Source organism: Egibacter rhizosphaerae (assembly GCF_004322855.1).
Lineage (GTDB): Bacteria > Actinomycetota > Nitriliruptoria > Euzebyales > Egibacteraceae > Egibacter > Egibacter rhizosphaerae.
In genome coordinates this window covers 4,590,793-4,615,928 of record NZ_CP036402.1, presented here as the reverse complement: position 1 = coordinate 4,615,928, position 25,136 = coordinate 4,590,793, and the positions used below count along the sequence as shown (strand labels likewise).

Below are 25,136 nucleotides of genomic sequence, written 5' to 3'. Positions count from 1 at the left end.
GCCCGGATCCCGCCGATTCGGGGGGTAGGTAGCTCCTGCGGCGGGTCGACAGGCCCGTTGTCCGGGACGCCCGGCGGGGGAGGAGGCGAGAGCGTGCTACGGGTGCTGACAGTCCTGCCGCTGCGGGGCCCGGAGTCGAGCGCGGCGTACCATCGGGCGTTCCTGGTCGCGACGAGCGTCTACGCGGTGGCCGTGTCCGCGTACGTGCTCGCCGACGGGGGTCGGAGTGCCGGTGAGCGGCTGACGATCCTCGGGCTCGTCGGGTTGGTCGTGTTGCGAGCGTGGTGGACCGGCAACCGGCGACCACCGAGCGTCGTCGGCGACGCGGCCGAGTTGACGGCGATGGGAACGCTCGCGGCCCTCCTCGGCAGCCTCATCCCGATCCTGGGGCTCCTGCTGTTCGCCTGGTGCACACGCGTGGCCCAGGGACGACGGGACATGGCGCGCGCCGCCGCCATCTACGGTGGTGCGTATCTCATCGCCCTCGCAGGGGCGTGGGATTCCCCGTCGGTCGGGTTCGCGACCGTCGCGATCGCCGCACCCCTGGTGGGATTGCACCCGTTCGCTGCGGGATGGCTACTGCAGGCGCTCGAGGCCGCCGAGCGAGCGACGCGCCGCGAGGAGGTGCTCGCCGCGAGCAGCACCGAGCTGGGCACCGCCCGCACCCTCGAGGACCTGGATGCCGCCGTCGGCGCCGCACTGGATCGCCTCACGCAGCTGACCGACGATGCCACGGCGTTCTTCGCGCGCACGGACGAGACGGCGGCCACGGTCGAGATCGCCCAGACCCGCGGTGACGGAGCCGAGGGGCTGCGCGGCACGAGGATCGACGTCGGCGAACTGCGCACCGCGCTGGATCACCTCGAGCGCCGGGGGGTGCGCAGCACGCTGGTGCTCGGGCCGCAGTCCGCGCGATCCCTCGGACGACAGTGGGGCGTCGAGCTCCCCCAGGGCCACCTCACGCTCGGGCTCGTCGTCGTCGCTTCCCAGCTCTCGGGGGTCGTCGCGGTCGGGACGCCCGAGGTGCTGGGCAGCAACGACCGTGATGCGCTCGCGGCGCTCGCGAGCGAGATCGGCCTCGTTCTGGACCGCCTGCACCTGTTGGAGGCGCTCGAGGGCAGCGAGCGCCGCTTCCGAGCACTGGTCGAGCACTCGTCGGACCTCGTCCTCGAGGTCGACCGTGCAGGCACGATCCACCTGGCCAGCGCCCAAGCGCGCAGCCTGCTCGGGACCGCGCCGGAGGGGCTGCGGGGGACGTGCCTGTTCGACCTCGTGCACCAGGACGACCGCGAGCACGTGCAGCACCTGCTCACGGAACCCGGGCGGCGGGCGACGGTGAGCGCCGAATGGCGGTTCCGGCATCGGGACGGCCACTGGATCGACACCGAGACGGCGCTGTCGGACCGACGCGACGATCCCGACATGGCCGACTACGTCCTCACCACCCGCGACGTGAGCGAGCGCAAGGCCCTGCAGCGCGAACTCTCCCATCAAGCGTTTCACGATACGCTCACCGGGGCGGCCAACCGGGCGCTGTTCGCCGAACGGCTCGGTCACGCCCTCGAGCGCCGCGCCGCCACCAACGCCACCGCGGCGGTCTTCTTCATCGACCTGGACGGGTTCAAGCGCGTCAACGATCAGTACGGCCACTCCTTCGGGGATCGTGTGCTGGTCGCGACGACCGATCGCGTTCGGACCACGGTGCGTACGCAGGACACCGTCGCGCGCCTCGGGGGCGACGAGTTCGCCGTCCTGCTCGAGGGCCTCGCGGATGCGGCGGATGCCCGGCGGATCGCCGATCGGGTGGCCGAGGTGCTGGCACGACCGATGGAGCTCGACGGGGTCAGCGTGCGTTGCCGAGCCTCGGTCGGCCTCGCGTTCCTGCGCCCGGAGGATCGGGACGTGGAGGCCATGCTGCGACGGGCCGATCTCGCGATGTACCAGGCGAAGGCGGCCGGGCCGGGAACGGTCGTGGAGCATTCCGCCCGCCTCGAGGACGCCACGCGGACCCGCCATGCGCTCGAGAACGATCTGCACGCCGCGATCCCCCAGGGTGAGATCGCGGTCTGGTACCAGCCGCTGGTGACCGTCGAGGACGGGACCGTCGTGGGGCTCGAGGCACTCGCGCGGTGGAACTCGTCCCGGCACGGGCAGGTCCCACCGGGCGTCTTCATCCCGCTCGCCGAGGAGATCGGGCTGATCGACGAGATCGACCAACACGTCCTCGGGGTGGCGTGCCGGGATCTCGCCGGGTGGCGGGTGCACCATCCCGACCTCACCGTCAGCGTGAACGTCAGCGCTCGGAATCTCGAGTCCGACGGACTGGTGACCGCGGTCGAGGACACGCTGGCCGACACGGGCCTGCCCGGCCAGGCCCTGGTGCTCGAGCTGACCGAAACGGCCATCATGCAGTACCCGGCGACCGCCGGCGCAGTCATCGAGGAGCTGCGGAGCCGCAGCGTGCGTGTCGCACTGGACGACTTCGGCACCGGGTACTCTGCCCTCGGGCACCTGGCGCGCTTCCCCCTCGATCAGTTGAAGATCGACCGCGTCTTCCTGACCGGGGCGCAAGGCGGCGAGCGGGGGGAGCAGATGCTGACCGCGATCGTCGAGCTGGGCCGGCGCCTCGGCATCGACACGGTCGCCGAGGGGGTCGAGGAATCCCACCACCGCGACGCGCTGGTCGAAGCCCGGTGCAAGTTCGCCCAGGGGTATCTGTTCGGTGGACCGGCACCGGCCGAGACCATCGCCGGGCGCCTGCAACTCGTGGGCGGCGCTGGCAGCTCGTCCCGGCGGCCTGCGCGCCGCGTCCCGATCGAACACCCCGGTGGCTGACCGTCGTGCGCACCTCGGGAGGTCCGATGGCGCGACGATCGACGTGCTGAGCGCCTCGGCGGGCGTCGGCGCGCGACGCCGGTGCCCGCTGGGTCGAGCCCGGCGGAGGCCGTAGGATCACCTGCGGCGGACCGAGCCAGCCGGTCGCGCCCGGCCGGGACATCGACTCGAATCGAGGAGCGAACGTGCGCCGACTGCTCATCGGACTGTTCGCGCTCGCGGCGATCGCCGGCGCCGCGGTGGGGGCGTGGTGGGCGCTCGTCGCCGACGACGAATCCGAGATCGTCCGACAGACCGCCCAGCGATTCGTCACGGCCTGGTCGGCGGAGGACTGGGAGGCGCTCGACGAGGTGACCGGCGGCGAGGCCGGCGAGGCGCACGCCGAAGCCCACGAGCACCTCGATGTCAGCGAGGCGAGCATCGACCTCTCACGGCTCGACGTCGACGACCTCGAGGAATCGGCACCCGCCACGTTCGAGGCGACCCTGAGCCTCGAGGACCTCGGTGTCTGGAGCTACGTCGGCAGCTTCCGCGTCGTGCGGGTGGGCGAGGACGCCTGGGAGGTCGACTGGGCCCCGGAGGTGCTGCATCCCGATCTCGGCGAGGCCCAGGAGCTCGACCGGGCGCGGAACTGGGCCGAGCGGGCTCCCATCCTCGGCCACGACGACGAACCCCTGTCCGGCAGCGGGGAGGTCGTGACGGTCGGCGTCGAACCGCAGCACGTCGCCGACCACGACGAACTCGCCCGCGAGCTCGAGCAGCTGACCGATGCGAACGAGGACGAGGTGGCCGAGCTCCTCGCGGGGGATCTGGAGCCCGACTGGTTCTATCCGGTCGCGACCATGCCACCCGACGCGGTGGAGGAGGTGCGGGAGGAGCTCGCGGCACTCGACGGGATCGTGTTTCAGGAGGAGACCGACCGCGTCCCGGCCAACGCCGCGGTGGGGGAACTCGTCGGAGGGCTCGACCAGATCACCGCCGAGCAGCTCGACGAGCTGGGGCCGCCGTACCGTGAGGGCGACGTCGTCGGGCGCACCGGGCTCGAGGCTCGGTTCGAGGAGGAACTCGCCGGACGCCCCGGAGGCGAGGTACGTATCGTCGGCGAGGACGGGACGACCGTCACCGTCCTCGCCGATTTCGACCCGGTGGAGCCGGAGCCGCTCGCGACCGCTCTCGATGCGAACATCCAGCAAGCCGCGGCCGAGGTGCTCGAGGCCGAGGGACGGGGGAGCGCGATCGTCGCGCTCGACCCCGCGTCCGGCGGCGTCCGCGCCGCGGTCAGCCGACCGAGGGACGAGTTCCCGCGCGCACTCACCGGGCGATACGCGCCGGGATCGACGTTCAAGCTCGTGACGGCCGCCGCGCTGCTCGACGCCGGGACGGAGCCCGACGAGACGGTCGCCTGCGAGGCGCAGCGCACCGCCGGGGGCCGCGTGTTCACCAACGCCGGGGATCTCGACCTCGGCGACATCCCCTTCGCGGAGGCGTTCGTCGAGTCCTGCAACACGGCCTTCATCGACGAGGCGCTCGAGCTCGGGGGGAGGCACTCGCGCAGGACGCGGAAGGGTTCGGCTTCTCCGGCGAGGACCCCGGTTACCAACTCGCCGGGCTCACATCGCTCGCGGCGATGCCCGAGCCACAGGACGAGACCGAACTCGCCGCGCAAGCCATCGGCCAAGGACGCGTCGAGGCCTCCCCCGCGCACATGGCCGGGGTGGCAGCGGCCGCCGTCACGGGTCGGTGGCGCCAGCCCTTCGTCGTCGAGGGGGAGGGTGCGTCGGAGACCGAGGCCCCCGGTGATCCGGACGTGCTCAGCAGCCTGATGGAACAGGCCGTCGAGGACGGGACCGGTACCGCCGCGGCCGCCGATGGCGTCACCGTCCTCGGCAAGACCGGCACCGCCCAGGTCGACGACGGGGAGCACGCCTGGTTCGTGGGCGTCGCACCCGAGCTGTTCGGAGAGGACGGATCAGCGGGCCTTGCCTTCGCCGTGCTCGTGGAGGGCGGGGGTGCGGGCGGGGAGACCGCAGCCCCGCTCGCGGCCGACCTCGTGGGGGCGCTCGCCGAATGACTAGCGCTGCGACCGCGGGCGTTTCCCGCCGCCCTTCGACCCGCCCGCCGAGCGCCCCTTGGAACGGCTCCTCGAGCTCTGCTTGGCGGACTGCGAGCCCCCCTTCGAGCCCCCCTTGGCGCCACCCTTCGACCCGGTGCCCCGACCGGACCCGGACTTCGGGGCCGGCTGCGGCTCGGGACGCCGCTGCCACCACACGAGTGCGACGATCGCCGCGATCGCGAGGAGCGCGAAGGCCCAGTTGTTGCGCGAGAGCCCGAGCAGCCGGAAATCCGTGTCGATGCGCAGCAGTTCCACGCTGAAGCGGATCACCGAGTAACCCGCGAGGTAGACGAAGATCAGGGCGCCTCGGTGCAAGCGACCACCACGCCCGACGACGAGGATCACCGCCACGAGGACCAGGTTCGCCAGCGACTCGTACAAGAACGTCGGGTGGAAGGTGCTGAACTCCTCGAAGCCCGCCGCCCGGCGGTCCGGCTCGACCTCGAGTGCCCACGGCACGTCCGCGGGCAGGCCATACAGCTCCTGATTGAAGTAGTTGCCCCAGCGGCCGATCGCCTGCGCGAGCGGGATCCCGGGCGCGGCCGCGTCGGCGAACGCGGGGATGTCCATCCCACGCCGCCGAGCCATGAACCACGCCGCCGCGATCCCCCCGACCAAACCGCCGAAGAGGACCAGTCCCCCCTCCCAGATGGCGAACACGGCCAGAGGACGATCGGCGAAGTCAGGCAACCGCCACAGGACGAAACCGATCCGAGCCCCGAGGAACCCGGCGATCAGCCCCACGATCGCCGTCATCTCGAGATCCTCGGGATCGCCCCCGAGGGCCGCGTAGCGGCGACGAGCGAGAAGAACCGCAAGGACCGCGCCGATGCCGATGACGAGGCCGTAGAAGTTCAGGGTCACCGGGCCGAGCGGCAGCCCCTGCCCGGGCGGCGGCGGGATCTGGGCCATGAGCGCAAGCAAGGAAGGCATGCCGAGACGATACTTCGTTGCCCGGGATCGCTCCGCGCGGAGTGTCACCGAGGGGTCCGGCCCCCCGGACCTAGCTCAGCTCCGCGCCCCCCGGACCTAGTTCAGCTCCGCGCCCCCCGGACCTAGTTCAGCTCCGCGCCCCCCGGACCTAGTTCAGCTCCGCGCCCCCCGGACCTAGTTCAGCTCCGCGCCCCCCGGACCTAGTTCAGCTCCGCGCCCCCCGGACCAGGGGGATTCAGGGAGGCGACGGTTCCCAGATGGCGCATGATCGTCGTCTCCCGCCGGAGAATCCGGGCGGTCTCGAGGATGCGCTCGTCGACGCTGTCGAGCTCGAGAAGACGCTGTCGCTCGGCCAGGTCGACCTGCACGGCGGCCGCTGCCAACCAGCTCAGCTCCCCGGGATCGCGGGGCAGCCGGACCAGCAGCTCGTCGGGTGCACCGAGCTCGGCGAGATAGGGGTGCAGCAGCTGGCGCAGCGCCTCGCAGGACCGAGCGAGCTGGCCGTTGCCGCGTGCCGGCGGCAACTCGGGCTCGGTCAACTGCTCGATGCGCGCCTGGAGGTACGGCCCGGTCTCGACGATCTCGCGGATCCGGAAGCGCTCGGTCCCGCGGGTCGTGACGTCGGCCCGCCCGTCCTCGTGGTGCTCGACCCCCTCGATCTCCGCGATCGTGCCAACGTCGAACACCTCCGCCTGCTGGCCGACCTCCTGACCGCAGCGGATCGCGACGACCCCGAAGCGCCGATCCGTCTCGAGACAGTCGGAGAGGAGTGCGCGGTAGCGATCCTCGAACACGTGCAGCGGCAAGGGGCGCCCGGGGAAGAGGACGGTGCGAAGCGGGAAGAGGGGCAGGAGCGTGCTCATCGCCGGCCCTCTCGGCTGCGCCGCGTCCACGCCGTTGCGGCTCGACCGCTCATGTTGCCAGCCTAGGGCGGCGGAGGACGCCTTGCCGGAACCCGTTGCCCGCCGCGGCACCGGGACACGAACGCGAAACGTCGGAGGTGCGAGGTGGTTCGGACGACGACCTCGGCCGGGTCGCCGGTCGTGCTCGACGGGGGCCCGCTGGCACCCGAGGAGGTCGCCGCGGTCGCGAGGCACGGCGTCGAGGTGTCGCTCGCCGAGGACGTCCGGGAGCGGCTGCGTGCCGGACGCGCAGCGGTCGAGGAGCATCTCGCCGGCGCCCGCCCGGTGTACGGGGTCACGACGGGCATCGGGGCCCTCGCCGACGTGCGGATCGACGGTCCCGACATCCATCGGCTGCAGGAGAACCTGGTACGCAGCCACGCGGCCGGGGTCGGGGACCCCCTGCCGGCCGAAGTGGTGCGCGCCGTGATGCTGCTGCGTGCCCGCACGCTGGCGGCGGGGTACTCCGGGGTGCGCGCCGAGGTCGTCGACCTCCTGGTCGGATTCCTGAACGCCCGGGTGCACCCGGTCGTGCCCGACCGCGGTTCGGTCGGGGCCAGCGGCGATCTGGCGCAGCTCGCCCACATCGGGCTCTGCCTCATCGGGGAGGGCGAGGCCGACGGTCCGCACGGACGTGCACCCGCGCACGAGCTCCTCAGCCGTTCCGGGCTCCAACCGCTCCGCCTCGAGGCGAAGGAGGGACTCGCGCTCGTCAACGGCACCGAGGGCATGGCCGCGATCGGGGCGCTCGCCTGTGTCGATGCGCGTGGGCTCATGACCTCCGCCGACGTCACGGCGGCGCTGACCGTCGAAGGCGGGCACGGCACCGACGGCCCGTTCGGCGACGAGCTGCACGCGCTCCGTCCCCATCCCGGTCAAGCACGCAGCGCCTCCAACCTCCGGCGTCTTCTCAGCGGGAGTCCGATCATCGAGAGCCACCGGGAGAGCGACCACGCGGTGCAGGACCCGTACTCGGTGCGGTGTACGCCCCAGGTGCACGGCGCCGCGCGCGAGTCGCTCGCGTTCGCCGAGCGGCTCGTCAGCACCGAACTCGCGTCGGTCACCGACAACCCCGTTCTGCTGCCGGACGGGCGCGTGGAGAGCACCGGCAACTTCCACGGTGAGCCGATGGCGTATGCGCTGGACCTTCTGGCCGTGGGCGTGGCGGGGCTCGCGAACATCGCCGAGCGTCGCACGCTCTGGCTGATCGGGCCCAGCGACGCCCGCGGCCTGCCGGCGTTCCTCTCCCCGGACCCGGGGCTCGGGTCCGGCTACATGCTGGCCCAGTACACCCAGGCGGCACTCGTGAGCGAGTGCAAGCAGCTCGGCGTGCCCGCCGGCCTCGACTCGATCCCGACCTCGGGGATCCAGGAGGACCATGTCAGCATGGGCTGGCTGTCCGGCCTGAAGCTTCGCCGCGCGATCGACCTGGCTCGCAGGGTGCTGGCCGTGGAGGCCGTCTGCGGCGCGCAGGCGATCGACCTGCGCCGGCCCTACCGGCCGGCGTCGGGCACGGGTGCGGCGCACCGCTGGATCCGCGAGCACGTCGCGGCCCTGAGCGCGGACCGAGCGCTCACCCCCGAGGTCGAGGACGTCGCTGCGCGCCTCGCCGCCGGGGAGCTCGCCGGTGCGGTCGAGGCGGCGGTCGGTGGGCTCGAATGAGGCCTCGTCGCGGGCGTGCGGGCCTTGCCGGCAAGCCGCGTCGGTGCGCACCGGCCGGCGCGCAGGCGAGTACGGTGTGAGCCCCGGTGGCCGGGCGTCGGCGGCGGGCCCCGGCCGTGAGCGGGACGAGGGCAACGATTCGGGCTCGAGAGTTCGGAGAAGGGGATGGGAACGGACGCGACCTGGCCGCTGCGGCGCCTCGATCTGCGCGGCGATCGGGAGGATCCGCGGTCGAGGCTGCCGCGGGCCTCCGAGGAGCAGGTGGCACAGGTGCGCCGTGAGACCGACGAGGTGCTCGCCGCCGTGCGCGCGGAGGGGGACACGGCGGTGCGACGCTACACCGAGCGGTTCGACGGGTTCGGTGGTGACCCGCGCCTCGAACCGGGGGCCCTGGACGCGGCGCTGGCTTCCACGCCTGCCGACCTGCGGGAAGCCCTGGAGCGGGCGGCCGATCAGATCCGCTGGTTCCACGAGCGGTGCCGTCCCCCCGACTGGGAGGACACGCGTGGCGGCGCGCGGATGGGCGTGCGGCACGCACCGATCGGTCGCGTCGGGGTCTACGTGCCCGGCGGCCAGGCCCCGCTGGTCTCCACGGCGCTCATGACGATCGTCCCCGCGCGGGTCGCCGGCGTCGACGAGGTCGTGCTGGCGACCCCACCGCGACCGGACGGCACGCCCGATCCCGGCATCCTCGCGGCGGCGGCGGTGGCCGGGGGCGTGGACCAGGCCTTCCGGATGGGCGGGGCCCAGGCGATCGGGGCCCTGGCGTACGGCACCGAGAGCGTCCCCCCGTGCGACAAGATCGTCGGGCCCGGTGCCGCGCACACCGCGGAGGCGAAGCAGCAGGTGGCCATGGACGGCGTCTGCGGGATCGACCTGCTGGCGGGCGTGACCGAGGTCGCGATCATCGCCGACGACCACGCCGATCCGCGCCACGTCGCCGCCGATCTCGTCGCACAGGCGGAGCACGACCCGCTCGCGACCGCGATGCTCGTGACCCCGTCCGCGGACCTGGCGCAGCGGGTCGAGCACGCGCTCGCCGACGAGGTGGCCGGGACGAAGCACGTCGAGCGGGTGCGCACCGCCCTGGAGGGACAGGGCACGGCCGTGCTCGTCGACGACCTCGACCACGCCGTCGACGTCACGAACGTCTGGGGACCGGAGCACCTCGAGATCCAGACCGGCGACGACGAGGCGGTGGCCGCCCGCGTGCGCGCGGCCGGCACCGTCTTCATCGGCGGCTGCAGCCCCGTGTCCCTCGGCGACTACGCGGCCGGGCCGAACCACACGCTGCCGACTGGGGGCACCGCGCGCTTCACCGGCGGGCTCACGACCAGCGACTTCCTCGTGCCCGTGAACTGGGTCGCCTACGACCGCGATGCCCTCGCCGAGCTGGCGCCCGTCGTCGATGCGCTCGGGGCGGCCGAGGATCTACCCGCGCACGCTCGTGCCGCCGCCGTCCGTCTCGACAAGGAGGACCCCGGTGAGTGAGCGGGTGCCCGTCCGCGAGGACCTCGCCGCGGTCCAGCCCTACGGCGCGCCGCAGGTCGATGCGCCGGTGCGGCTCAACACCAACGAGACCCCGTATCCGCCGCCGCCGTCGTTCGTCGCGAACCTGCGCGAGCGGATCGGCACGCTCGACCTGCACCGGTACCCCGACCGCGAGCACGGGATGTTGCGGGCGGCGCTGGCCCACCGCTTCGGGCTCGGCTACGACCGGGTCTGGGCCGCCAACGGCTCGAACGAGATCCTCGCGCAGCTCCACCAGGCCTACGGGGGGCCGGGCCGGACCGTGCTCGGGACCCGCCCGGGCTTCGCCGCGCTGCCGACGATCGCGCGCACCACCGCCACCGCGCACGCGGAGCTGCCGCTGGACGACGCGTACCGCGTGGACGTGGACACCGCCGTCGAGGCCGTGACCGCCCACCGACCCCATCTCGTCTGCCTCGCGCGGCCCAACAACCCGACAGGGGTCTCGGTCGCGCTCGAGGTGGTGCGGGCCCTCCACGATGCGAGTGAGGCCCTCATCGTCCTCGACGAGGCCTACGCGGAGTTCGCCGCCGACGATGCGCTGCCCCTCCTCGGAGAACTGCCGCGCCTGGTCATCACGCGCACGTTCTCGAAGGCGTTCCGTCTGGCCGGCGTTCGTCTCGGCTACCTGTTGGGACCGGAGTGGGTCGTCGACGACCTCCACAAGGTCCGCCTGCCCTATCACCTGGACGCGATGACCCAAACCGCGGGCGTGGTCGCCTGCGAGCTCGCCGACGAGGTGACCGGCCACATCGGGGCCATCGTGGCCGAGCGCGAGCGCCTCGCCGGGCGGCTCCGGCAGCTCCCCGGGGTGACGGTCAGCCCGTCGGACGCGAACTTCCTGCTCGTGCACGTCGCCGCCGACGGCGTCTTCGACGGCCTCCTCGCCCGAGGGGTCCTCGTCCGCGACTTCTCCTCCGCGCCAGGGCTGCAGGGATGTGTGCGGATCACCGTCGGCACGGCCGAGGAGTGCGACGCGGCCGTGGCCGCCCTCGCGGACCTGCTCGGGAGCGAGCTCCCGGAAGGGTAGGCTTGCGCGCATGACGCGAACGGGTGAGAGCAGCCGCACGACACGGGAGACCTCGGTGAAGGTCACCCTCGACCTCGACGGCCGCGGCACGGTCGACGTGGCGACCGGCGTGCCGTTCCTCGACCACATGCTCGATCAGCTCGGGCGGCACGGGCGGCTCGATCTCACCGTGCACGCCCAGGGCGACACCGAGATCGACGCGCACCACACGGTCGAGGACACGGGGCTCGCGATCGGGGAGGCGCTGGGGGCCGCCCTCGGGGAGCGCGCAGGCATCGAGCGCTTCGGCGACGCGACGGTGCCGATCGACGAGGCGCTGGCCCGCGTCGCGCTGGACTGCTCGGGCCGGCCGTACCTCGTGGCCGACCTGGACTGGCCGCTCGCGGTGGTCGGCAGCTACGAGTCCCATCTCACGACCCACTTCCTGGAGTCGCTCGTCGCGCAGGCGCGGCTGTCGGTGCACGCGACCCTCGAGCGGGCCGAGAACGGCCACCACGCGCACGAGGCCGTGTTCAAGGCGCTCGCCGTCGCGTTGCGCCGAGCGGTGGCGGTGACCGGTGAGGGCGTCCCCTCGACCAAGGGTTCGCTCGGATGAGCACAGCTCCGGCGCCCGGGGCTCCGAGGGTCGCCGTGCTCGACTACGACGCCGGCAACATCCGCAGCGCCGCCCGGGCACTGGAACGGGCGGGTGCGCACGCGTGGATCACGGCCGACGCCGACGACGCGGATGCCGCTGACGCGTTGCTCGTCCCGGGCGTGGGGCACTTCGGCCAGTGCGTCGAGGCGTTCCGCGCGCGCGGGTTCGACGAGCTCGTCGGCGCCTGGCAGCGGGCCGGCCGACCGATCCTCGGCGTGTGCGTCGGGATGCAGATCCTGTACGAGGGCAGCGAGGAGGCCCCCGAGGTGCCCGGCCTGGGGCTGCTGCCCGGGGTCACGCGTCGGCTGCCCGAGGGGATCCCGGTCCCGCACATGGGCTGGAACCGCCTGGAGGTCGTCCGGAACGACCCGGTTCTGGCCGGGCTCGACGGCGCGCACGTCTACTTCGTGCACAGCTACTACGCCGAGCCCGCCGACGACACGCACACGCGCGCGGTGAGCGAGTACGGTGTGCGACTGCCGGCGGTGGTCCGCGTCGACCGCATCGTTGCGACGCAGTTCCACCCCGAGAAGTCCGCAGCGGTCGGTGCACGGCTGCTCGCGAACTGGCTCGCGAGCGAGGTGCGCGAAGGCCACGACATCGCGGTCTGACCCGTGTCCGGCGGGGTCCGCCCGCTGGCCTATCCTGTCGCCTCATGAGCTTCACGATCCTGCCGGCCGTCGACATCCGCGACGGCAAGGCCGTCCGACTCGAGCGCGGTCGGGCGGACGCCGAGACCGTGTACGACGTCGATCCGGTGGCCGCGGCCGAACGCTGGGTCGCCGCGGGGGCCGAGTGGCTGCACGTGGTCGACCTCGACGCGGCCTTCGAGGGCGAGCCCCGCAACCGGCCCCTCATCTCTGACATCGTCGCCGCGACCGGCGTGCCCGTGCAGGCCTCGGGAGGCATCCGTTCCATGGCCGACATCGAGGCCTCGCTCGGCTACGGGGCGAGCCGGGTGGTGATCGGGACCATGGCGCTCGAGGAGCCCCCGTTCGTCGCGGCCGCGGTGGCCGACCACGCCGACCGGATCGCGGTCGGACTCGACGCCGAGGGGACGACGCTGCGGGCCCGGGGCTGGACGGCCGATTCGGGGGACCTGTACGCGGCGTTGCACCAGTTCTCGCTGATGGGCGTCACCCGGTTCGTGTACACCGACATCGCGCGCGACGGGATGCTCGGGGGGCCGAATCTCGACCGGTTGCGGCAGGTGGCCGAGGCGACCCCGGCGCACGTCACCGCGAGCGGCGGCGTCTCGAGCATCCAGGACGTCCGTGCCCTCGCAAGCGCCCACGAGCGCGTGGACGCGGCCATCGTCGGGAAAGCGCTCTACGCCGAGCGGTTCACGCTCACCGACGCGCTCGCCGAGGCCGCTGCCGCGTCACCGGAGAGGCCCGCGTCGTGACGCTGACCGCACGCGTCATCCCGTGCCTCGACGTCGACGCCGGGCGCGTCGTCAAGGGGGTCCGCTTCGTCGACATCCGCGACGCGGGCGACCCCGTCGAGCTGGCGCGGGTCTACGACTCCGAGGGAGCGGACGAGCTGGTCTTCCTCGACATCACGGCGTCCAGCGAGGGCCGGGAGACGATCGACCGGGTCGTGGCCGCGACCGCCGAGCAGGTGTTCATCCCGCTCACGGTGGGTGGCGGGGTGCGTTCGGTCGACGACGTGCGACGGCTGCTGCGGGCGGGTGCCGACAAGGTGAGCCTGAACACCGCCGCGGTCGCGCGCCCCGAGCTCCTCTCGGAGGCCGCCGACGCCTTCGGCAGCCAGTGCGTCGTCAGCGCGATCGACGCGCGGGCCAGGCCCGACGGCTCGGGCTGGGAGGTGCTCGTGAAGGGAGGCCGCGAGTCGACCGGCCGGGATGCGGTCGCCTGGGCCGCCGAGGTCGCCGAACGCGGTGCGGGTGAGATCCTGCTCACGTCCATGGACCGGGACGGCACGAAGTCCGGCTTCGACATCGGGCTGCTGCGAGCGGTCGAGCACGCCGTGTCCGTGCCGGTCATCGCGAGCGGCGGTGCCGGCGAGGTCGAGCACATGGTCGCCGGCATCCGGGACGGGGGCGCCTCCGCCGTGCTGGCTGCCTCGATATTCCACTTCGGCGAGCTGCGGATCGCCGAGGTCAAGGACGCCATGGCCGCCGCGGGCCTGCCCGTACGCCGCGATTGACCGGCCGCCGACCGACTCCGATGTCCCGGGTTCGCACCCGAACCCCCGATGACGGGCCGGAACCAGCAACGACGGGCCGGAGCTAGCGACGCTCCCACGGTTCGAGGGTGCCGACGACCACCCGCCGCTCGGGGCTCGGCGCGTCGATCGCGTCGAGGCGCCGAGGCCGCAGCGAGCGGTCGATGTCCGCTAGAGTGCTGGCGATGAGCCAACCACCCGCCCCCAATGCCCCGTTCATGCGCGACGAGCGCGCGGGGGACGAGGAGCTCGCGCAGGAGGCCGAGGAGCTCGCCGCCCAGCTCGAGGAGCTCGACGGTTCCGCCCGTGTCCGCGCCGAGGGCCGCCTCGGCGAGCTCCTGCGGATGCTCGATCGCTACAGCGAGGCCGAGACCCACCTGCGGGCCGCTCTGGAGACCGCGGTCGCGACAGGGGATCAACGCGCGGAGGTCGCCAACCGCCTGCGCCTCGCCACCGCCCTGCAGTACCAGGAGCGTCACCACGAGGCCCTCGAGCAGTTCGACCTGACCGAGGACGCGATCGCCGCGCACGAGCTCGAGGAGGACTACTCGGACTTCGCCGCGCAGCACCGCGGGAAGTGCCTCGTGGAGCTCGGGCGGGTGGAGGAGGGGATCGGAGAGCTCGAACGCGCGCTCGAGCTCCGCGAACGCAAGGGCGACCCCGAACTGCTCGCCTCGACCGATGCGGCGATCGAGTTCGCCCGCGACCTCCTGGAGTGATCACCCGCCGCGCGGTGGGCGCGAACGGCGCGACGACGCCGCCACCGGTACCCTCGCGCTCGGACCCGCCCCCGAGCCGGTGAGGCCCCATGCCCGAGCACTCCACCCCGCCGGTGTCGCCCAGCCCGATCGATCCTCGGGGCGTGCGGTACGACGCGCGCGGGCTGGTGCCGGCCATCGTGCAGCAGCACGACACCGGAGAAGTCCTCATGTTCGCCTGGATGTCCGAGGAGACGCTCGGCGAGACCCTCGCGACGGGCGAGACGGTCTTCTGGTCGCGCAGTCGGGGGGAACGGTGGCACAAGGGGGCGACCAGCGGTGCGGTGCAGCGGGTCGTCGACGTGGTCGCGGACTGCGATGCCGACACGCTGCTGATCCGGGTCGAACAGGCCGGGCAGGGAGCCTGCCATACGGGCGCCTGGTCGTGCTTCCATCAGCCACTCGCCCTCGCCGACGACGGGGGGACGGCTGCGACGGGCCCCCGGGGCGCCGCTTCGTGAGCAGCCGGTGCGGGTAGCCCGATGACGACCGTGGCGAGAGCCGGGCTGTACCGGCCGACCCGCGAGGCCTTCTGCGAGCTGGCCGGCGACTACGCGATCGTGCCCGTGTGGCGGGAGGTGCTCGCCGACGTGGCCACACCGGTCGCGGTCTACGAGCGGCTACGGGCGGCCGGCGGCCCGTCGTTCCTGCTCGAATCCGTCGAGCAGGGCGAGCGCTGGGGTCGCTACTCGTTCATCGGGCGCGCGCCGCTGCTCAGCCTGCGAGCGGTGCACGGCAGCGTCTCGCTGCAGGGCCCGGCTCCCGAGGACGCCCGGGAGGCCGCGGCCACCGGCGATCCGCTGGCAACGCTCGAGGCCCTGCTCGCCGGACTGCCGACGCCCGACCTCGACGGGCTGCCCCCACTGCACTGCGGCGCCGTCGGCTACGTCGGGTGGGACACGGTGCGGTGGATCGAGCACCTGCCCGATGCGCCGGTCGACGACCGCCACCTCGACGACGTGCGCCTCGACATCCCCGGTCAGCTCATCGCGTTCGACCATCTGCGTCAACGGCTACTGGTGGTCTCGAACGTGGTCACGGACGGCGAGCCCGAGGCGGCCTACGAATCGGCGGTGGCCGCGAGCGAGGACCTCGTGGCGCGCCTGGCCGAACCCGTTGGCATCCCAGCGGTCCCGCCCCCCGAAGGGGTGGACGTCGAGGAACCCCACGCCAACGTCAGCCGCGAGCAGTTCCTCGCAGCCGTCGAGACCGCGAAGGAGTACATCGCGGCCGGAGACATCTTCCAGGTGGTGCCGTCCCAGCGGTTCGACCTGTCGACCGACGTGGATCCGCTCGCGGTCTATCGGGTCCTGCGGGTCATCAATCCCTCGCCCTACATGTATTGCTTCAGCTGGGACGATCTGCAGATCGTCGGCTCGAGCCCGGAGGCCCTCGTCCGCGTCACGGGTCGGCACGCGCAGATCTGGCCGATCGCCGGCTCGCGGCCTCGTGGGCGTGACGACCGTGAGGACGCCGAGCTCGCGTCCGACCTGTTGGCCGACGACAAGGAACGCGCCGAGCACACGATGCTCGTCGATCTGGCCCGCAACGATCTGGGCCGCGTCTGTGAGCTGGGCAGCGTACAGGTCGAGGAGTTCATGAGCCTGGTGCGCTACAGCCACGTCATGCATCTGCATTCCGAGGTGACCGGCGACGTGCGGGAGGGCGTCGGCCCGGTCGACGTGCTGCGGGCCACGTTCCCGGCGGGCACGCTCTCCGGAGCACCGAAGGTCCGGGCGATGGAGATCATCGACGAGCTCGAGACGACGCGCCGAGGGCCCTACGGCGGGGGGATCGGCTACTTCGACCTCGGCGGTGACCTCGACCTCTGCATCACGATCCGCACCGTCGTGTTCCGCGGCGGACGTGCCTATGTGCAGGCGGGTGCCGGTCTCGTCGCGGACAGCGTGCCCGAGGCCGAGCACGCGGAGTGTGGCGCGAAGGCGCGGGGGGTCCTCGCGGCCATCCGGGCCGCCGAACGGTTCTCGGGGCCATCGTGAGAGGCGGCAGGGGTCTCGCGGCGGTCGCCCTCGTCGTCGCCGGCGGCGTCGCGTTGATCGGCAGCGCGACGGCCGACTGGGTCACCGCCACCCGGACGGTCGACATCGGCGAGGTGCCGGTGCCCGAGACCCGCGCCCTCGAAGGGACCGCATTCGCCCCGCTCGCCGTGGTGTGGGGCGTGCTCGCGACGGTGTCGGGCATCGCGCTCGCGGCGGTCCGTGGCCGCCTGCGGCGGCTCGTCGGGTTGGTGACCCTGCTCGTCGGTGTGGCCGCCGGGGCGGGGATCGCCCGCGGGACCGTCGCGGCGCTGGGCCTCGACGCGGCGATCGCGGCCGGCCCGGGCGTGGGGGCGCTCGGAGTGGTCGCCGTGCTCGGCGGCGGCGCCCTGGCGGCGCGGGGGGACCCGGCACCCCGTCTCTCGTCGCGTTTCGATCTGGGGCCGGACGAGGACGGCGAGCCCGGCGACGAGTGGGCGCTCGCCGGGGGCGACGACGAGGAGCGCGCGATCGAGGATCGTGACGACCCCGAGTCCGGTACCGGGCCGGGCTCCGCCGACGAGCCGCCGGGCGGTGCGGAGGCCGACGAGGGGGGGCGCGGGTGAGCGAGACGGCTCGGCTCGCCGCGATCGATCTCGGGTCGAACTCGGCTCACCTGCTCGTCGCCGATGTCCGGTCGACCGGCAACGACCCGGCGGGCCACATCCGACGCGCGGCCACGCGCAAGTGCCGCCTGCGCCTCGCCGAGCCCGTGGTGACCTCGGGTGAGTTCGGGGCCGCGGTCCGGGGCCGCGTGCTCGACGCGGTGGCCGATCTCCGGGATCACGCTCGCCAGCGCGGGGCGGCGGCGGTCGCGCTGGTCGCCACCGACGCGCTGCGCCACGCCGCTGACGGAGCGGAGCTGCAGCGGGAGCTCCAAGCCGAGGTGGGCCTGGCCGCGCGGGTGCTCGACGGGTACGAGGAGGCCGCGCTCGCGGTCCGGGGAATCGCCGCGGCACTGGACGCTCCCGGGGGGTTGCTCGGCCTTGATCTCGGGGGCGGGAGCCTCGAGCTGGGCCTCGCCGTGGACGGACGCCCGACGACGGCGGCGACCTTGCCGCTCGGTGCGGCGCGCCTCACCACGCGCTTCACCCACGACCCGCCGTGGCTGGCCGAGCGGGCGACCCTGCACGGGGAGGCGCTCGCGGCACTCCAGGAGTCCGCGGGGAAACTGCGGGCTCATCCCGAGTGGCCGGTGGCGGACCCGCCGGCTGCGGGTACGGCCGGGACCATCCGCGACCTCGGCCGTCTCGGTCTCGCACTCGCCTCCGGTGTCGAGGCACAGCGCGTGCGTGGCCTCGTGGTGACGCGGGCCCAGCTCGAGATGGGGGTGGCCCGCGTCGTGGCCGTTCCGACCGCTGATCGCCTCGACCTCCCCGGGGTGTCGGGGAGCAGGGCGGACCTCCTGCCGGCGGGTGGCCTCGTGCTGCTGGCCGCGATGGAGGCCTTCGGCCTGGAGCAGATCCAGCTCTGCGACTGGGGTCTCCGGGAGGGTGTCGTCGTCGATGCGCTCACCGAGGAGCACGTCGTGCGGCGCGCCGACTTCGTGCCGCTCTGAAACCGGTGGGCTCGCCCACGCGCGTCGCGACGATCGTGCCGGCGAGCGCCACAGCCACCGGGATCACGAACGCCGGACGTACCCCGAAGGCGTCAGCGGCCGCCCCGTCGACGAGCGCGGCCACCGGCCGGGTGCCGAGGAACGCGACGGCCCACAGCGCCATCACCCGCCCCCGCAGGTCCTCCCGCACCCGCCGCTGCAGCAGCGCGGTGAAGCTCGTGAGGCCGAGCAGGAACCCGATGCCCATGAGCACGTAGGCGCCCAGCGCGACCGGGATCGTGGGGGCGACGGCGGCGGCGACGAGGCCCACGGCGAGCAGCAGGGCGCCGGCACGCGCGACCGTCGCGAGGCCGAGGGCCCGCTGGAGCCGGCCGGTCGCGAGTGCGGTCGCGGCCGCCCCGACGCCGAACGCGCTGACGAGGAACGCGACGAGACCGTCGCCGCCTCCGAGGCTCCCCGCCAGTGCCGGGGTGAGCGTGTTCACCGGATCGCTGGCGAACCCGATGGTGCCGACCCCGAGCAGCAGCGCGAACAGCGTGGCTTCCGACCGCACGTACCGCAGGCCTGCGCGCACGGAGCGGTCCCCGTCCGCCTCGGGCTGGCCGAGGGGTCGGGGTCGGATCACCAGGAGCACCCCGATGAGCGCGAGGAAGCTGAACGCGTTGACGGCGAACGCCGTCGAGGCCCCGACCGTCGCGAGGATGATGCCCCCCGCCGCGGGGCCGAGCGCGCGTCCGACGTTGAACGTCAGCGACGTGAGGGCGACCCCGCTCTCGAGATCCTCGTCGGGCACGAGCGCGGGCACGAGCGCGTTGAGGGCGGGGCTCGCGAACGCGATGCCCACACCGATGCCCCCGGTGGCGGCGATCACCGTCCACGCCCCGGCGTGGCCCTCGAGGCCCAGGGTCACCGCGATGGTGGCGAGCGCAGCCGCACTCGTGGCTGCGACGGCCTGCCCGCCCAGCAGGAGCCGCCGCCGATCGATTCGGTCGCTCAACGCGCCCGCCCACGGGGCGAGCACCGCCAGGGACGCGAACTGGGCGGCCGTGGCGAGGCCGACGAGCAGTGCGGAGCCGGTCAGGTTGAAGACCACGACGGCAGCCGCGACGTTGTGCAGCCAGTTGCCGGAGTTGGAAAGCAGGTTGCCGGCGAACCACGGGCCGAACGTGCGGTCGGTCAGGAGTGCGGGCGTGGACCGGGGGGTGGCTGCGTCGGACACGCGGCGACCGTACCCGATCCGTCGTGCGAGGATAGGGTTCGCCGAGACGCGTCCGGGGTCCCGTGGCCCGTTCGGGATCCACCCGTAGGAAAGCAGTGAGCACGCCCGTGTCCGAGTTCCTCGTCCGCGCTTGCGCGGAGGCCCACGAGCGCGTCGCGGAGGCGCGCGACCTCGTCGGGTTCGACGAGCTCCGCGCCGCCGCCCGGTCCCGGCCCGCCCCACCGGGTCTCGCAGAGGCCCTCGCCGCGCCCGGCACCGCGGGTGGCCCGGCCATCATCGCGGAGCTCAAGCGTGCGAGCCCGAGCCGCGGGCACCTCGCATGGCTGCCCGATCCGGCTGCCCGTGCCATCGCCTACACCGAGGGCGGCGCGCGCGCCGTGAGCGTCCTCACCGAGCCGGCGCACTTCCGCGGCACCCTCGCCGACCTCGAGGCGGTCGCTCACCGCGTCGACGTTCCGGTGCTGCGCAAGGACTTCCTGGTGGACGCCTACCAGGTGTGGGAGGCCCGCGCGGCGGGTGCCGCGGCCGCGTTGCTGATCGTCGCCGCGCTCGACCAGGGCCGCATGGTCGAACTCCTGCGAACGACCTGGGAGGCCGGGCTCGACGCGCTCATCGAGGTGCACGAGGTCGAGGAGGCCGCGCGTGCCCACGAGGCGCTGCGGGAAGTCCGGGCCGGGGGCAGCGTGACCCGGCCGGCCATCATCGGCGTGAACGCGCGCGACCTGCGGACCCTGACGGTCGACCCCGACCGGTTCGCGGCCTGCGTGGATGCGCTGCCCGCCGACGCCCTGGCGGTCGCCGAGAGCGGCGTGGCCCATCCCGACGACGTGGCGCGCGCCGCGGCGGCGGGGGCGCACGCGGTGCTGGTCGGCGAGCACCTCGTCACCGCCGCCGATCCGGTCGGTGCCGTGCGTACGCTTGCCGGGGCCGTCGGGCCGCGTCGGCCGGCCGTGGGGCAGGGTCGACCGGTGGACGCTTCGTGATGAGCCTAATGTCCACCGCGGGATCGAACACGATCGATGGAGGACGAGTCGCGTGACCAGGATCGCCGACGAGCCCCCGAAGGAACGCGCCGACGTCGGTCGCGGCGCCGACGGCCACTACGGCCGGTTCGGTGGTCGCTTCGTACCCGAGGCGTTGACCGGCGCGCTCGAGGAGCTCGAGACCGCGTTCCTTGACGCCGCCTCCGACCCGGAGTTCTCCGCCCGGCTCCGGGGCCTTGCCGAGGAGTACGGCGGCCGGCCCACCCGCCTCACCCACGCCGACCGGCTGACGCGCCGCGGGGGCGGTGCACGGATCTACCTGAAGCGCGAGGACCTGGCCCACACCGGCAGTCACAAGATCCGCAACGTCCTCGGTCAGGGCCTGCTCGCCGAGCGCATGGGCAAGCGCCGGATCATCGCCGAGACGGGCGCCGGCCAGCACGGCGTGGCCACGGCCACGATCGCGGCGAAGCTGGGTCTCGAGTGCGTCGTGTACATGGGGGCCGAGGACTGCCGCCGGCAACACCTGAACGTCGTGCGGATGCGGCTCATGGGCGCCGAGGTCGTCCCGGTCGAGACCGGGACGGGCACCCTCAAGGACGCGATCAACGAGACGTTCCGCGACTGGGTCGCGAACGTCGATTCCACGCACTACCTCATCGGCTCGGTCGTCGGGCCGCACCCGTTCCCCCTGGTCGTGCGCGAGTTCGTGAGGGTGATCGGGGAGGAGGCCCGCTCGCAGACGCTCGCGCGCGAGGGACGCCTGCCCGACGCGGTCGTCGCCTGCGTCGGCGGAGGGTCGAACGCGATGGGCCTGTTCGCGCCCTTCGTGGAGGACGCGGGCGTGCGCCTGGTGGGGGTCGAGGCCGGAGGTGACGGGCTCGGCACGGAGCGGCACTCGGCCACGCTCTCGGGTGGGACCGAGGGGATCCTGCACGGCGCCCGCTCCTACGTGCTCCAGGATGCGTACGGACAGGTGCGCCCGACCCACTCGATCTCGGCCGGGCTCGACTACCCGGGCGTCGGCCCCGAGCACGCATGGCTGCGGGCCACGGGGCGGGCGGAGTACGTGACCGCCACGGACGCCGAGGCGCTCGAGGGGTTCGCGATCCTCGCGGAGGAGGAGGGCATCATCCCCGCGCTGGAGCCGGCGCACGCGGTCGTGCCGGTACTGCGCCTCGCGGGGGAGCTGGGCCCCGACGGGCTGGTCGTGCTGAACCTCAGCGGCCGCGGGGACAAGGACGTCGACGAGGTGAGCCGCCTGCTCGGGATGACCGCCGATGCGCCGCGCGCCGACACGACCGACCGTGCCGCGGGGGAGGGCGTCGCGTGACCGACGCCCGGGAGCGCGTGACCACGACCATCCGCGCGGCCAACGCCGAGGGTCGCGCGGCGCTGCTCATCTACCTGCCGGCCGGCTACCCGGACCTGCCCGGCAGTCGCGACCGGCTGGAGGCCGCGGCCGAGGGGGGCGCCGATCTGCTCGAGGTGGGCTTCCCGTACTCGGACCCGGTGATGGACGGTCCCGCGATCCAGGCGGCCAACCAGGTGGCGCTCGACGCGGGCCTCACGCCCGCGGACGACCTCGCCATGTGCCGGGAGCTCAACGCGCGCGTCGACGTGCCCACGCTGGTGATGACCTACTACAACCTGCTGTGGCACTACCCCGGAACCGGGACGCATCCGGCGGATGGCGCCGAGGACGTCCCGCCGGGATCCGCAGCGGCGGCGACCGACGACGAGACGCGGCTCGGTGCGTTCGCCCGCGCCGCCGCTGAGGCGGGGTTGGCCGGTGCCATCGTCCCCGACCTCCCGGCGGGCGAGGGCGGTCCCTGGGCCCGGGCGGCCGCCGCGCACCACCTGGCCACCGTGTTCCTCGTCGCGCCGGCCACCGGGGACGGGCAGCTGGCGGCGGCGGGTGAGCGGACGACGGGCTTCGTCTACGCGTCGTCGACCATGGGGGTCACCGGGGAGCGCACGTCGCTGGCCGACACCGCCGCGCCGCTGGTGGACCGGGTCCGCGGGGTCACGGACCGGCCCGTGTGCGTCGGGCTCGGGGTGTCGACGAGGGAGCAGGCAGCCGAGGTCGCGGGGTTCGCCGACGGCGTGATCGTGGGGTCGGCGGCGGTCCGTGCCGCGAAGGACGGCCCGCACGCGGTGCGTGACCTCGTCAGCGAGCTGGCGGCCGGCTGCCGTCAGGGCGGGGGGGCAGCGGTCACGCCCGACCCAGGGTGAGGGCGATCACGAGGGTGAGCGTCGCGACCACGAGCACGGCCGTGGTCGTGTAGAAGAGGCGGCGGGTGTGGGTCCACCCGGTCGGGGCGCGGCCGGGTACGTGCCGGCGGGGGAGCGCGCGGTTCCGAGCCACGGGGTCCGGCTCCTCGGACGCGGGATCATCACCCCTCATGCCGGGTCCTCGGGCCTGCCCAGCACAGCGCGCAGGCAGCCCTCGAGCGTGGGGTGGCGGAACGTGTAGCCGGTGCGCTCGGCGAGGGTCGGGACGACGCGCAGGCTCGCGAACAACAGGAGGTCGGCCATCTCGCGTCCGAGGACCAAGCGTGGGCCGAACCTGGGAATCGGCAGGACGGTCGGGCGGCGCAGCACCCGACCGAGGATGCGGGTGTACGCCGCGTTGGTCACGGGCGCAGGGCCCGTGGCGTTCAAGGGCCCCTGCACCTCCGGGGTCGTGAGCGCGTGGTGGTACAAACCGACGACATCGTCGAGGCTCACCCACGCCATCCACTGGTCCCCGCGGCCGAGCCGGCCGCCGATGCCCGCCTTGAACAGGGGGAGCTGCTTCGCGAGCGCGCCGCCCTGTCGGCTCTGCACGATGCCGGTGCGCACGTTGACCACGCGCACCCCGGCCTTCTGGGCGGCTCGGGTCGCGGCCTCCCAGTCGACGCACACGCGAGCGAGGAAGTCGTCCCCCGGCGGATGGTCCTCGGAGAGCTCCTCGTCCCCGCCGTCGCCGTAGAAGTTGATCCCGCTCGCCGACACGAGGACTGCCGGCGCGTCGTCGCCGAGGGCCGCGATCGCCTCCGCGAGGATGCGGGTGCCCTCGGCGCGGCTCCGATGGATCCGGCGCTTCTGCGCCGTGGTCCAGCGGCCCGAAGCGATCGGCTCGCCGGCCAAGTGGACGACACCGTCGAGTCCACGCAGGTCCTCGGGATCGATCCCCCCCGCGTCGGGATCCCACGTGATGGCGCCCTCCCGAGGACGCCGCACGATCCGGGTGACCGTGTGTCCGCCGGTCGTGAGGTAGGCGATGAGCGCTTCCCCGATGAGCCCTGTCGAACCGGTCACAGCGATGTGCATGGGCGTGACTCCCTTCGCGCCGGCGGCCGCGTGCGCGGCGAGGTCGCCGGCGGTGACACGGTGGCGGTGGGCGAACATGCGCGAGAGCCGGCGGCGGACGAACGGCCCACCGACGAGCTCGCCCAGGCGCCCCAACGGCAGACGATAGGCCACGTCGTCGATCAGCACGCTGCGCCCTCGACCGTCCGGCTCGAAGCGATGACGGTGCGTCCACGACGCGAAGGGCCCGCGCGCCTGGACGTCGACGAACTCGCCGCGCCCGGACACCGGGTCCGCCGGCGGCTCGTACACGGTGTGGCGGGCGATCCAGCGTGGCGCGAGGCGTCCGCGCAGCGGGCCGACGTCGAGCGGCAGGACCACCTCGCTACCGGGCTCGAGCCCTCCGCTCCGCCGCTCGACCCTGCCGGGGACGAAGGGGGGCGACAGCCGCTCGAGGGCACCGGGCCGATCGTGCCAGGCGAACGCCTCACCCACGGCGGCGGGCAACGGTGTCGAGCGCACGTAGCGCCGCATCAGTGGGTCCTCCCCGCCATTTCCTCGAGCAACCCGAGGGCATAGGCGCCGTGGGCGAGGACCAAGGCGGGCACGCGGCCGCGGCGCAGGCACAGTGCCACGGCGAGCGCGCCCGCACCCGCGACCGCGACCCGGCCACCGGCCGTCAGGGGCAACTCGAGACTGGCGAGCCCCGCGACCACCGAGGCGAGGCCCGCCAGCCAGAGGAGCGTCCAGGCCGCTGGGCCTTGAGTGGCGATCGTGGTGACGCCATCGGCAAGATCGCGCCCTCGGTCGCGGATGTGTGCCGCCACGATGGTGGCCAGCAGCGCTCCGATATTCGCGACGACGGTGGGGGCGGGGACCGACCCGGCCTGTGCGACCGCCAGTAGGCCGGCGACACCGCCCACGAAGCCGAGTGCCAGCACGACCTCGGGGGTCAGGAAGTACTTCCGGGCGGGTGGTCGCAGCGGCAGGAACCACGCCCCCGCGGCCAGCAGGCCCATGACCAGGGGGAACAGCGGGTGGAGTCGGCCGGCGAGCAGACCGCCGACGATGGTCAGGCCGAGTGCCAGGGGAAGGACTCGGTCGGTGACCGCGAGGTCGGTCCAGCGACGCCTGCGGGGCAGTCCCCCCCGGGGTTCGAGCCCGCGCGCCGCGTCGACGAAGTCGCTGCGCAGTTGCCATGCCGTGAGCGCGGCTGCATGCGCCACGACGAGGCCAACGCGGCCCGCGACGTCGGCCTCCGGGGTCCACACCAGAAGGTACGGGACACTGTGCAGCCACAGGTGCGGGCGCATCGTCGCGATCACCCGCAGCGTCCGCGCTCCCTGCGTTGCCCATGGAGCCGGATGCTGCGGCGAACGTTGGGGCCCGGCGGGCACCCCGCCGGAGCGCGGGACGCCGGCCGCGGTCTCGTCGTCGGTCACGCGCGCATCCTGCCCCG

Annotated in this window: 23 protein-coding genes and 1 pseudogene; 18 read left to right on the top strand and 6 right to left on the bottom strand. The window is 73.6% G+C overall.

Features of this window, described 5'->3' with window-relative positions; translation table 11 throughout:
* Positions 1-102 precede the first annotated feature (102 nt).
* The 3 genes and pseudogenes from ER308_RS21155 to ER308_RS22900 all read left to right on the top strand — a co-directional run bounded on the left by ER308_RS21155 (position 103) and on the right by ER308_RS22900 (position 4,906).
* On the top strand, positions 103-2,835 hold the full coding sequence (locus tag ER308_RS21155) for a putative bifunctional diguanylate cyclase/phosphodiesterase (protein ID WP_205745788.1): 2,733 nt from the start codon (positions 103-105) through the stop codon (positions 2,833-2,835).
* Between the two features lie 185 nt (positions 2,836-3,020).
* A pseudogene (locus tag ER308_RS22905) lies at positions 3,021-4,367 on the top strand (penicillin-binding transpeptidase domain-containing protein); the annotation flags it as partial.
* Between the two features lie 95 nt (positions 4,368-4,462).
* Positions 4,463-4,906, top strand: coding sequence for a penicillin-binding transpeptidase domain-containing protein (locus tag ER308_RS22900; RefSeq protein WP_338029777.1), 444 nt, complete (start codon positions 4,463-4,465; stop codon positions 4,904-4,906).
* On the opposite strand, the gene lgt is transcribed toward ER308_RS22900, so the two are convergent.
* Together lgt and ER308_RS21135 are read right to left on the bottom strand one after the other, a co-directional pair.
* A complete protein-coding gene (gene lgt / locus ER308_RS21140) occupies positions 4,907-5,881 on the bottom strand; it encodes a prolipoprotein diacylglyceryl transferase (protein WP_131156804.1) in 975 nt (324 codons plus the stop codon).
* A gap of 200 nt (positions 5,882-6,081) precedes the next feature.
* A complete protein-coding gene (locus ER308_RS21135) occupies positions 6,082-6,744 on the bottom strand; it encodes an LON peptidase substrate-binding domain-containing protein (RefSeq protein ID WP_131156803.1) in 663 nt (220 codons plus the stop codon).
* A 144-nt stretch (positions 6,745-6,888) separates the two neighbouring features.
* Between ER308_RS21135 and hutH the strand changes: the two genes are divergently transcribed.
* From hutH to ER308_RS21075, 12 genes are all read left to right on the top strand, one after another.
* The gene (gene hutH, locus ER308_RS21130; protein WP_131156802.1) at positions 6,889-8,445 is read left to right on the top strand and encodes a histidine ammonia-lyase; all 1,557 of its coding nucleotides are present in this window, start codon (positions 6,889-6,891) and stop codon (positions 8,443-8,445) included.
* Between the two features lie 165 nt (positions 8,446-8,610).
* On the top strand, positions 8,611-9,936 hold the full coding sequence (gene hisD, locus ER308_RS21125; RefSeq protein WP_131156801.1) for a histidinol dehydrogenase: 1,326 nt from the start codon (positions 8,611-8,613) through the stop codon (positions 9,934-9,936).
* Positions 9,929-11,005 (top strand): histidinol-phosphate transaminase, encoded by a 1,077-nt coding sequence (gene hisC / locus ER308_RS21120; protein ID WP_205745787.1) that lies wholly within the window; start codon positions 9,929-9,931, stop codon positions 11,003-11,005. The genes hisD and hisC overlap by 8 nt, the downstream gene beginning before the upstream one ends.
* 10 nt (positions 11,006-11,015) lie before the next feature.
* Entirely contained in the window at positions 11,016-11,600 is a 585-nt protein-coding gene (gene hisB, locus ER308_RS21115; RefSeq protein ID WP_131156800.1) for an imidazoleglycerol-phosphate dehydratase HisB, read from the top strand.
* Entirely contained in the window at positions 11,597-12,253 is a 657-nt protein-coding gene (hisH, locus tag ER308_RS21110) for an imidazole glycerol phosphate synthase subunit HisH (RefSeq protein ID WP_131156799.1), read from the top strand. The genes hisB and hisH overlap by 4 nt, the downstream gene beginning before the upstream one ends.
* A gap of 44 nt (positions 12,254-12,297) precedes the next feature.
* Positions 12,298-13,047 carry a 1-(5-phosphoribosyl)-5-[(5-phosphoribosylamino)methylideneamino]imidazole-4-carboxamide isomerase gene (gene hisA, locus ER308_RS21105; protein ID WP_131156798.1) on the top strand — a complete coding sequence of 250 codons (750 nt, stop codon included), beginning with the start codon at positions 12,298-12,300 and terminating at the stop codon, positions 13,045-13,047.
* Positions 13,044-13,811: an imidazole glycerol phosphate synthase subunit HisF gene (hisF, locus tag ER308_RS21100; protein WP_131156797.1), complete on the top strand. Its 768-nt coding sequence runs from the start codon at positions 13,044-13,046 to the stop codon at positions 13,809-13,811. The genes hisA and hisF overlap by 4 nt, the downstream gene beginning before the upstream one ends.
* Positions 13,812-14,014: 203 nt before the next feature.
* Positions 14,015-14,548: a hypothetical protein gene (locus ER308_RS21095; protein WP_131156796.1), complete on the top strand. Its 534-nt coding sequence runs from the start codon at positions 14,015-14,017 to the stop codon at positions 14,546-14,548.
* A 143-nt stretch (positions 14,549-14,691) separates the two neighbouring features.
* Positions 14,692-15,048, top strand: a complete 357-nt coding sequence (hisI, locus tag ER308_RS21090) for a phosphoribosyl-AMP cyclohydrolase (protein WP_240731886.1) — start codon at positions 14,692-14,694, stop codon at positions 15,046-15,048.
* Between the two features lie 21 nt (positions 15,049-15,069).
* Positions 15,070-16,587 (top strand): anthranilate synthase component I, encoded by a 1,518-nt coding sequence (trpE, locus tag ER308_RS21085; protein WP_131156794.1) that lies wholly within the window; start codon positions 15,070-15,072, stop codon positions 16,585-16,587.
* Positions 16,584-17,189, top strand: coding sequence for a Trp biosynthesis-associated membrane protein (locus ER308_RS21080; protein ID WP_165492298.1), 606 nt, complete (start codon positions 16,584-16,586; stop codon positions 17,187-17,189). Before trpE ends, ER308_RS21080 begins: the two co-directional genes overlap by 4 nt.
* Positions 17,186-18,181, top strand: coding sequence for a Ppx/GppA family phosphatase (locus ER308_RS21075; RefSeq protein WP_131156792.1), 996 nt, complete (start codon positions 17,186-17,188; stop codon positions 18,179-18,181). Before ER308_RS21080 ends, ER308_RS21075 begins: the two co-directional genes overlap by 4 nt.
* On the opposite strand, the gene ER308_RS21070 is transcribed toward ER308_RS21075, so the two are convergent.
* Positions 18,135-19,400 carry an MFS transporter gene (locus ER308_RS21070; RefSeq protein ID WP_165492297.1) on the bottom strand — a complete coding sequence of 422 codons (1,266 nt, stop codon included), beginning with the start codon at positions 19,398-19,400 and terminating at the stop codon, positions 18,135-18,137. The two genes, ER308_RS21075 and ER308_RS21070, sit on opposite strands and share 47 nt — an antisense overlap.
* A 95-nt stretch (positions 19,401-19,495) precedes the next feature.
* Here ER308_RS21070 and ER308_RS21065 point away from each other — a divergent pair, with 95 nt between their 5' ends.
* Genes ER308_RS21065 through trpA form a run of 3 tightly spaced genes read left to right on the top strand, consistent with a single transcriptional unit; the run spans position 19,496 to position 22,618 of the window.
* Positions 19,496-20,383 carry an indole-3-glycerol phosphate synthase TrpC gene (locus tag ER308_RS21065; RefSeq protein ID WP_165492296.1) on the top strand — a complete coding sequence of 296 codons (888 nt, stop codon included), beginning with the start codon at positions 19,496-19,498 and terminating at the stop codon, positions 20,381-20,383.
* A 52-nt stretch (positions 20,384-20,435) separates the two neighbouring features.
* A complete protein-coding gene (gene trpB / locus ER308_RS21060) occupies positions 20,436-21,716 on the top strand; it encodes a tryptophan synthase subunit beta (protein ID WP_165492295.1) in 1,281 nt (426 codons plus the stop codon).
* The gene (gene trpA / locus ER308_RS21055) at positions 21,713-22,618 is read left to right on the top strand and encodes a tryptophan synthase subunit alpha (protein WP_131156789.1); all 906 of its coding nucleotides are present in this window, start codon (positions 21,713-21,715) and stop codon (positions 22,616-22,618) included. The genes trpB and trpA overlap by 4 nt, the downstream gene beginning before the upstream one ends.
* On the opposite strand, the gene ER308_RS21050 is transcribed toward trpA, so the two are convergent.
* The 3 genes from ER308_RS21050 to ER308_RS21040 are packed head-to-tail and all read right to left on the bottom strand — an operon-like array spanning position 22,599 to position 25,119.
* Entirely contained in the window at positions 22,599-22,790 is a 192-nt protein-coding gene (locus tag ER308_RS21050) for a hypothetical protein (protein ID WP_131156788.1), read from the bottom strand. The two genes, trpA and ER308_RS21050, sit on opposite strands and share 20 nt — an antisense overlap.
* The gene (locus ER308_RS21045) at positions 22,787-24,211 is read right to left on the bottom strand and encodes a TIGR01777 family oxidoreductase (RefSeq protein ID WP_131156787.1); all 1,425 of its coding nucleotides are present in this window, start codon (positions 24,209-24,211) and stop codon (positions 22,787-22,789) included. The genes ER308_RS21050 and ER308_RS21045 overlap by 4 nt, the downstream gene beginning before the upstream one ends.
* Positions 24,211-25,119: a hypothetical protein gene (locus tag ER308_RS21040; RefSeq protein ID WP_131156786.1), complete on the bottom strand. Its 909-nt coding sequence runs from the start codon at positions 25,117-25,119 to the stop codon at positions 24,211-24,213. The genes ER308_RS21045 and ER308_RS21040 overlap by 1 nt, the downstream gene beginning before the upstream one ends.
* Positions 25,120-25,136 lie beyond the last annotated feature (17 nt).

Excerpts from the sequence above, each read along its gene's own strand:
- ER308_RS22900 (WP_338029777.1), top strand. The coding sequence starts at position 4,463 with ATGCCCGAGCCACAGGACGAGACCGAACTCGCCGCGCAAGCCATCGGC.
- lgt (WP_131156804.1), bottom strand. The coding sequence starts at position 5,881 with ATGCCTTCCTTGCTTGCGCTCATGGCCCAGATCCCGCCGCCGCCCGGG.
- ER308_RS21135 (WP_131156803.1), bottom strand. The coding sequence starts at position 6,744 with ATGAGCACGCTCCTGCCCCTCTTCCCGCTTCGCACCGTCCTCTTCCCC.
- hisD (WP_131156801.1), top strand. The coding sequence starts at position 8,611 with ATGGGAACGGACGCGACCTGGCCGCTGCGGCGCCTCGATCTGCGCGGC.
- hisB (WP_131156800.1), top strand. The coding sequence starts at position 11,016 with ATGACGCGAACGGGTGAGAGCAGCCGCACGACACGGGAGACCTCGGTG.
- hisH (WP_131156799.1), top strand. The coding sequence starts at position 11,597 with ATGAGCACAGCTCCGGCGCCCGGGGCTCCGAGGGTCGCCGTGCTCGAC.
- hisA (WP_131156798.1), top strand. The coding sequence starts at position 12,298 with ATGAGCTTCACGATCCTGCCGGCCGTCGACATCCGCGACGGCAAGGCC.
- ER308_RS21095 (WP_131156796.1), top strand. The coding sequence starts at position 14,015 with ATGAGCCAACCACCCGCCCCCAATGCCCCGTTCATGCGCGACGAGCGC.
- trpE (WP_131156794.1), top strand. The coding sequence starts at position 15,070 with ATGACGACCGTGGCGAGAGCCGGGCTGTACCGGCCGACCCGCGAGGCC.
- ER308_RS21050 (WP_131156788.1), bottom strand. The coding sequence starts at position 22,790 with ATGAGGGGTGATGATCCCGCGTCCGAGGAGCCGGACCCCGTGGCTCGG.
- ER308_RS21045 (WP_131156787.1), bottom strand. The coding sequence starts at position 24,211 with ATGCGGCGCTACGTGCGCTCGACACCGTTGCCCGCCGCCGTGGGTGAG.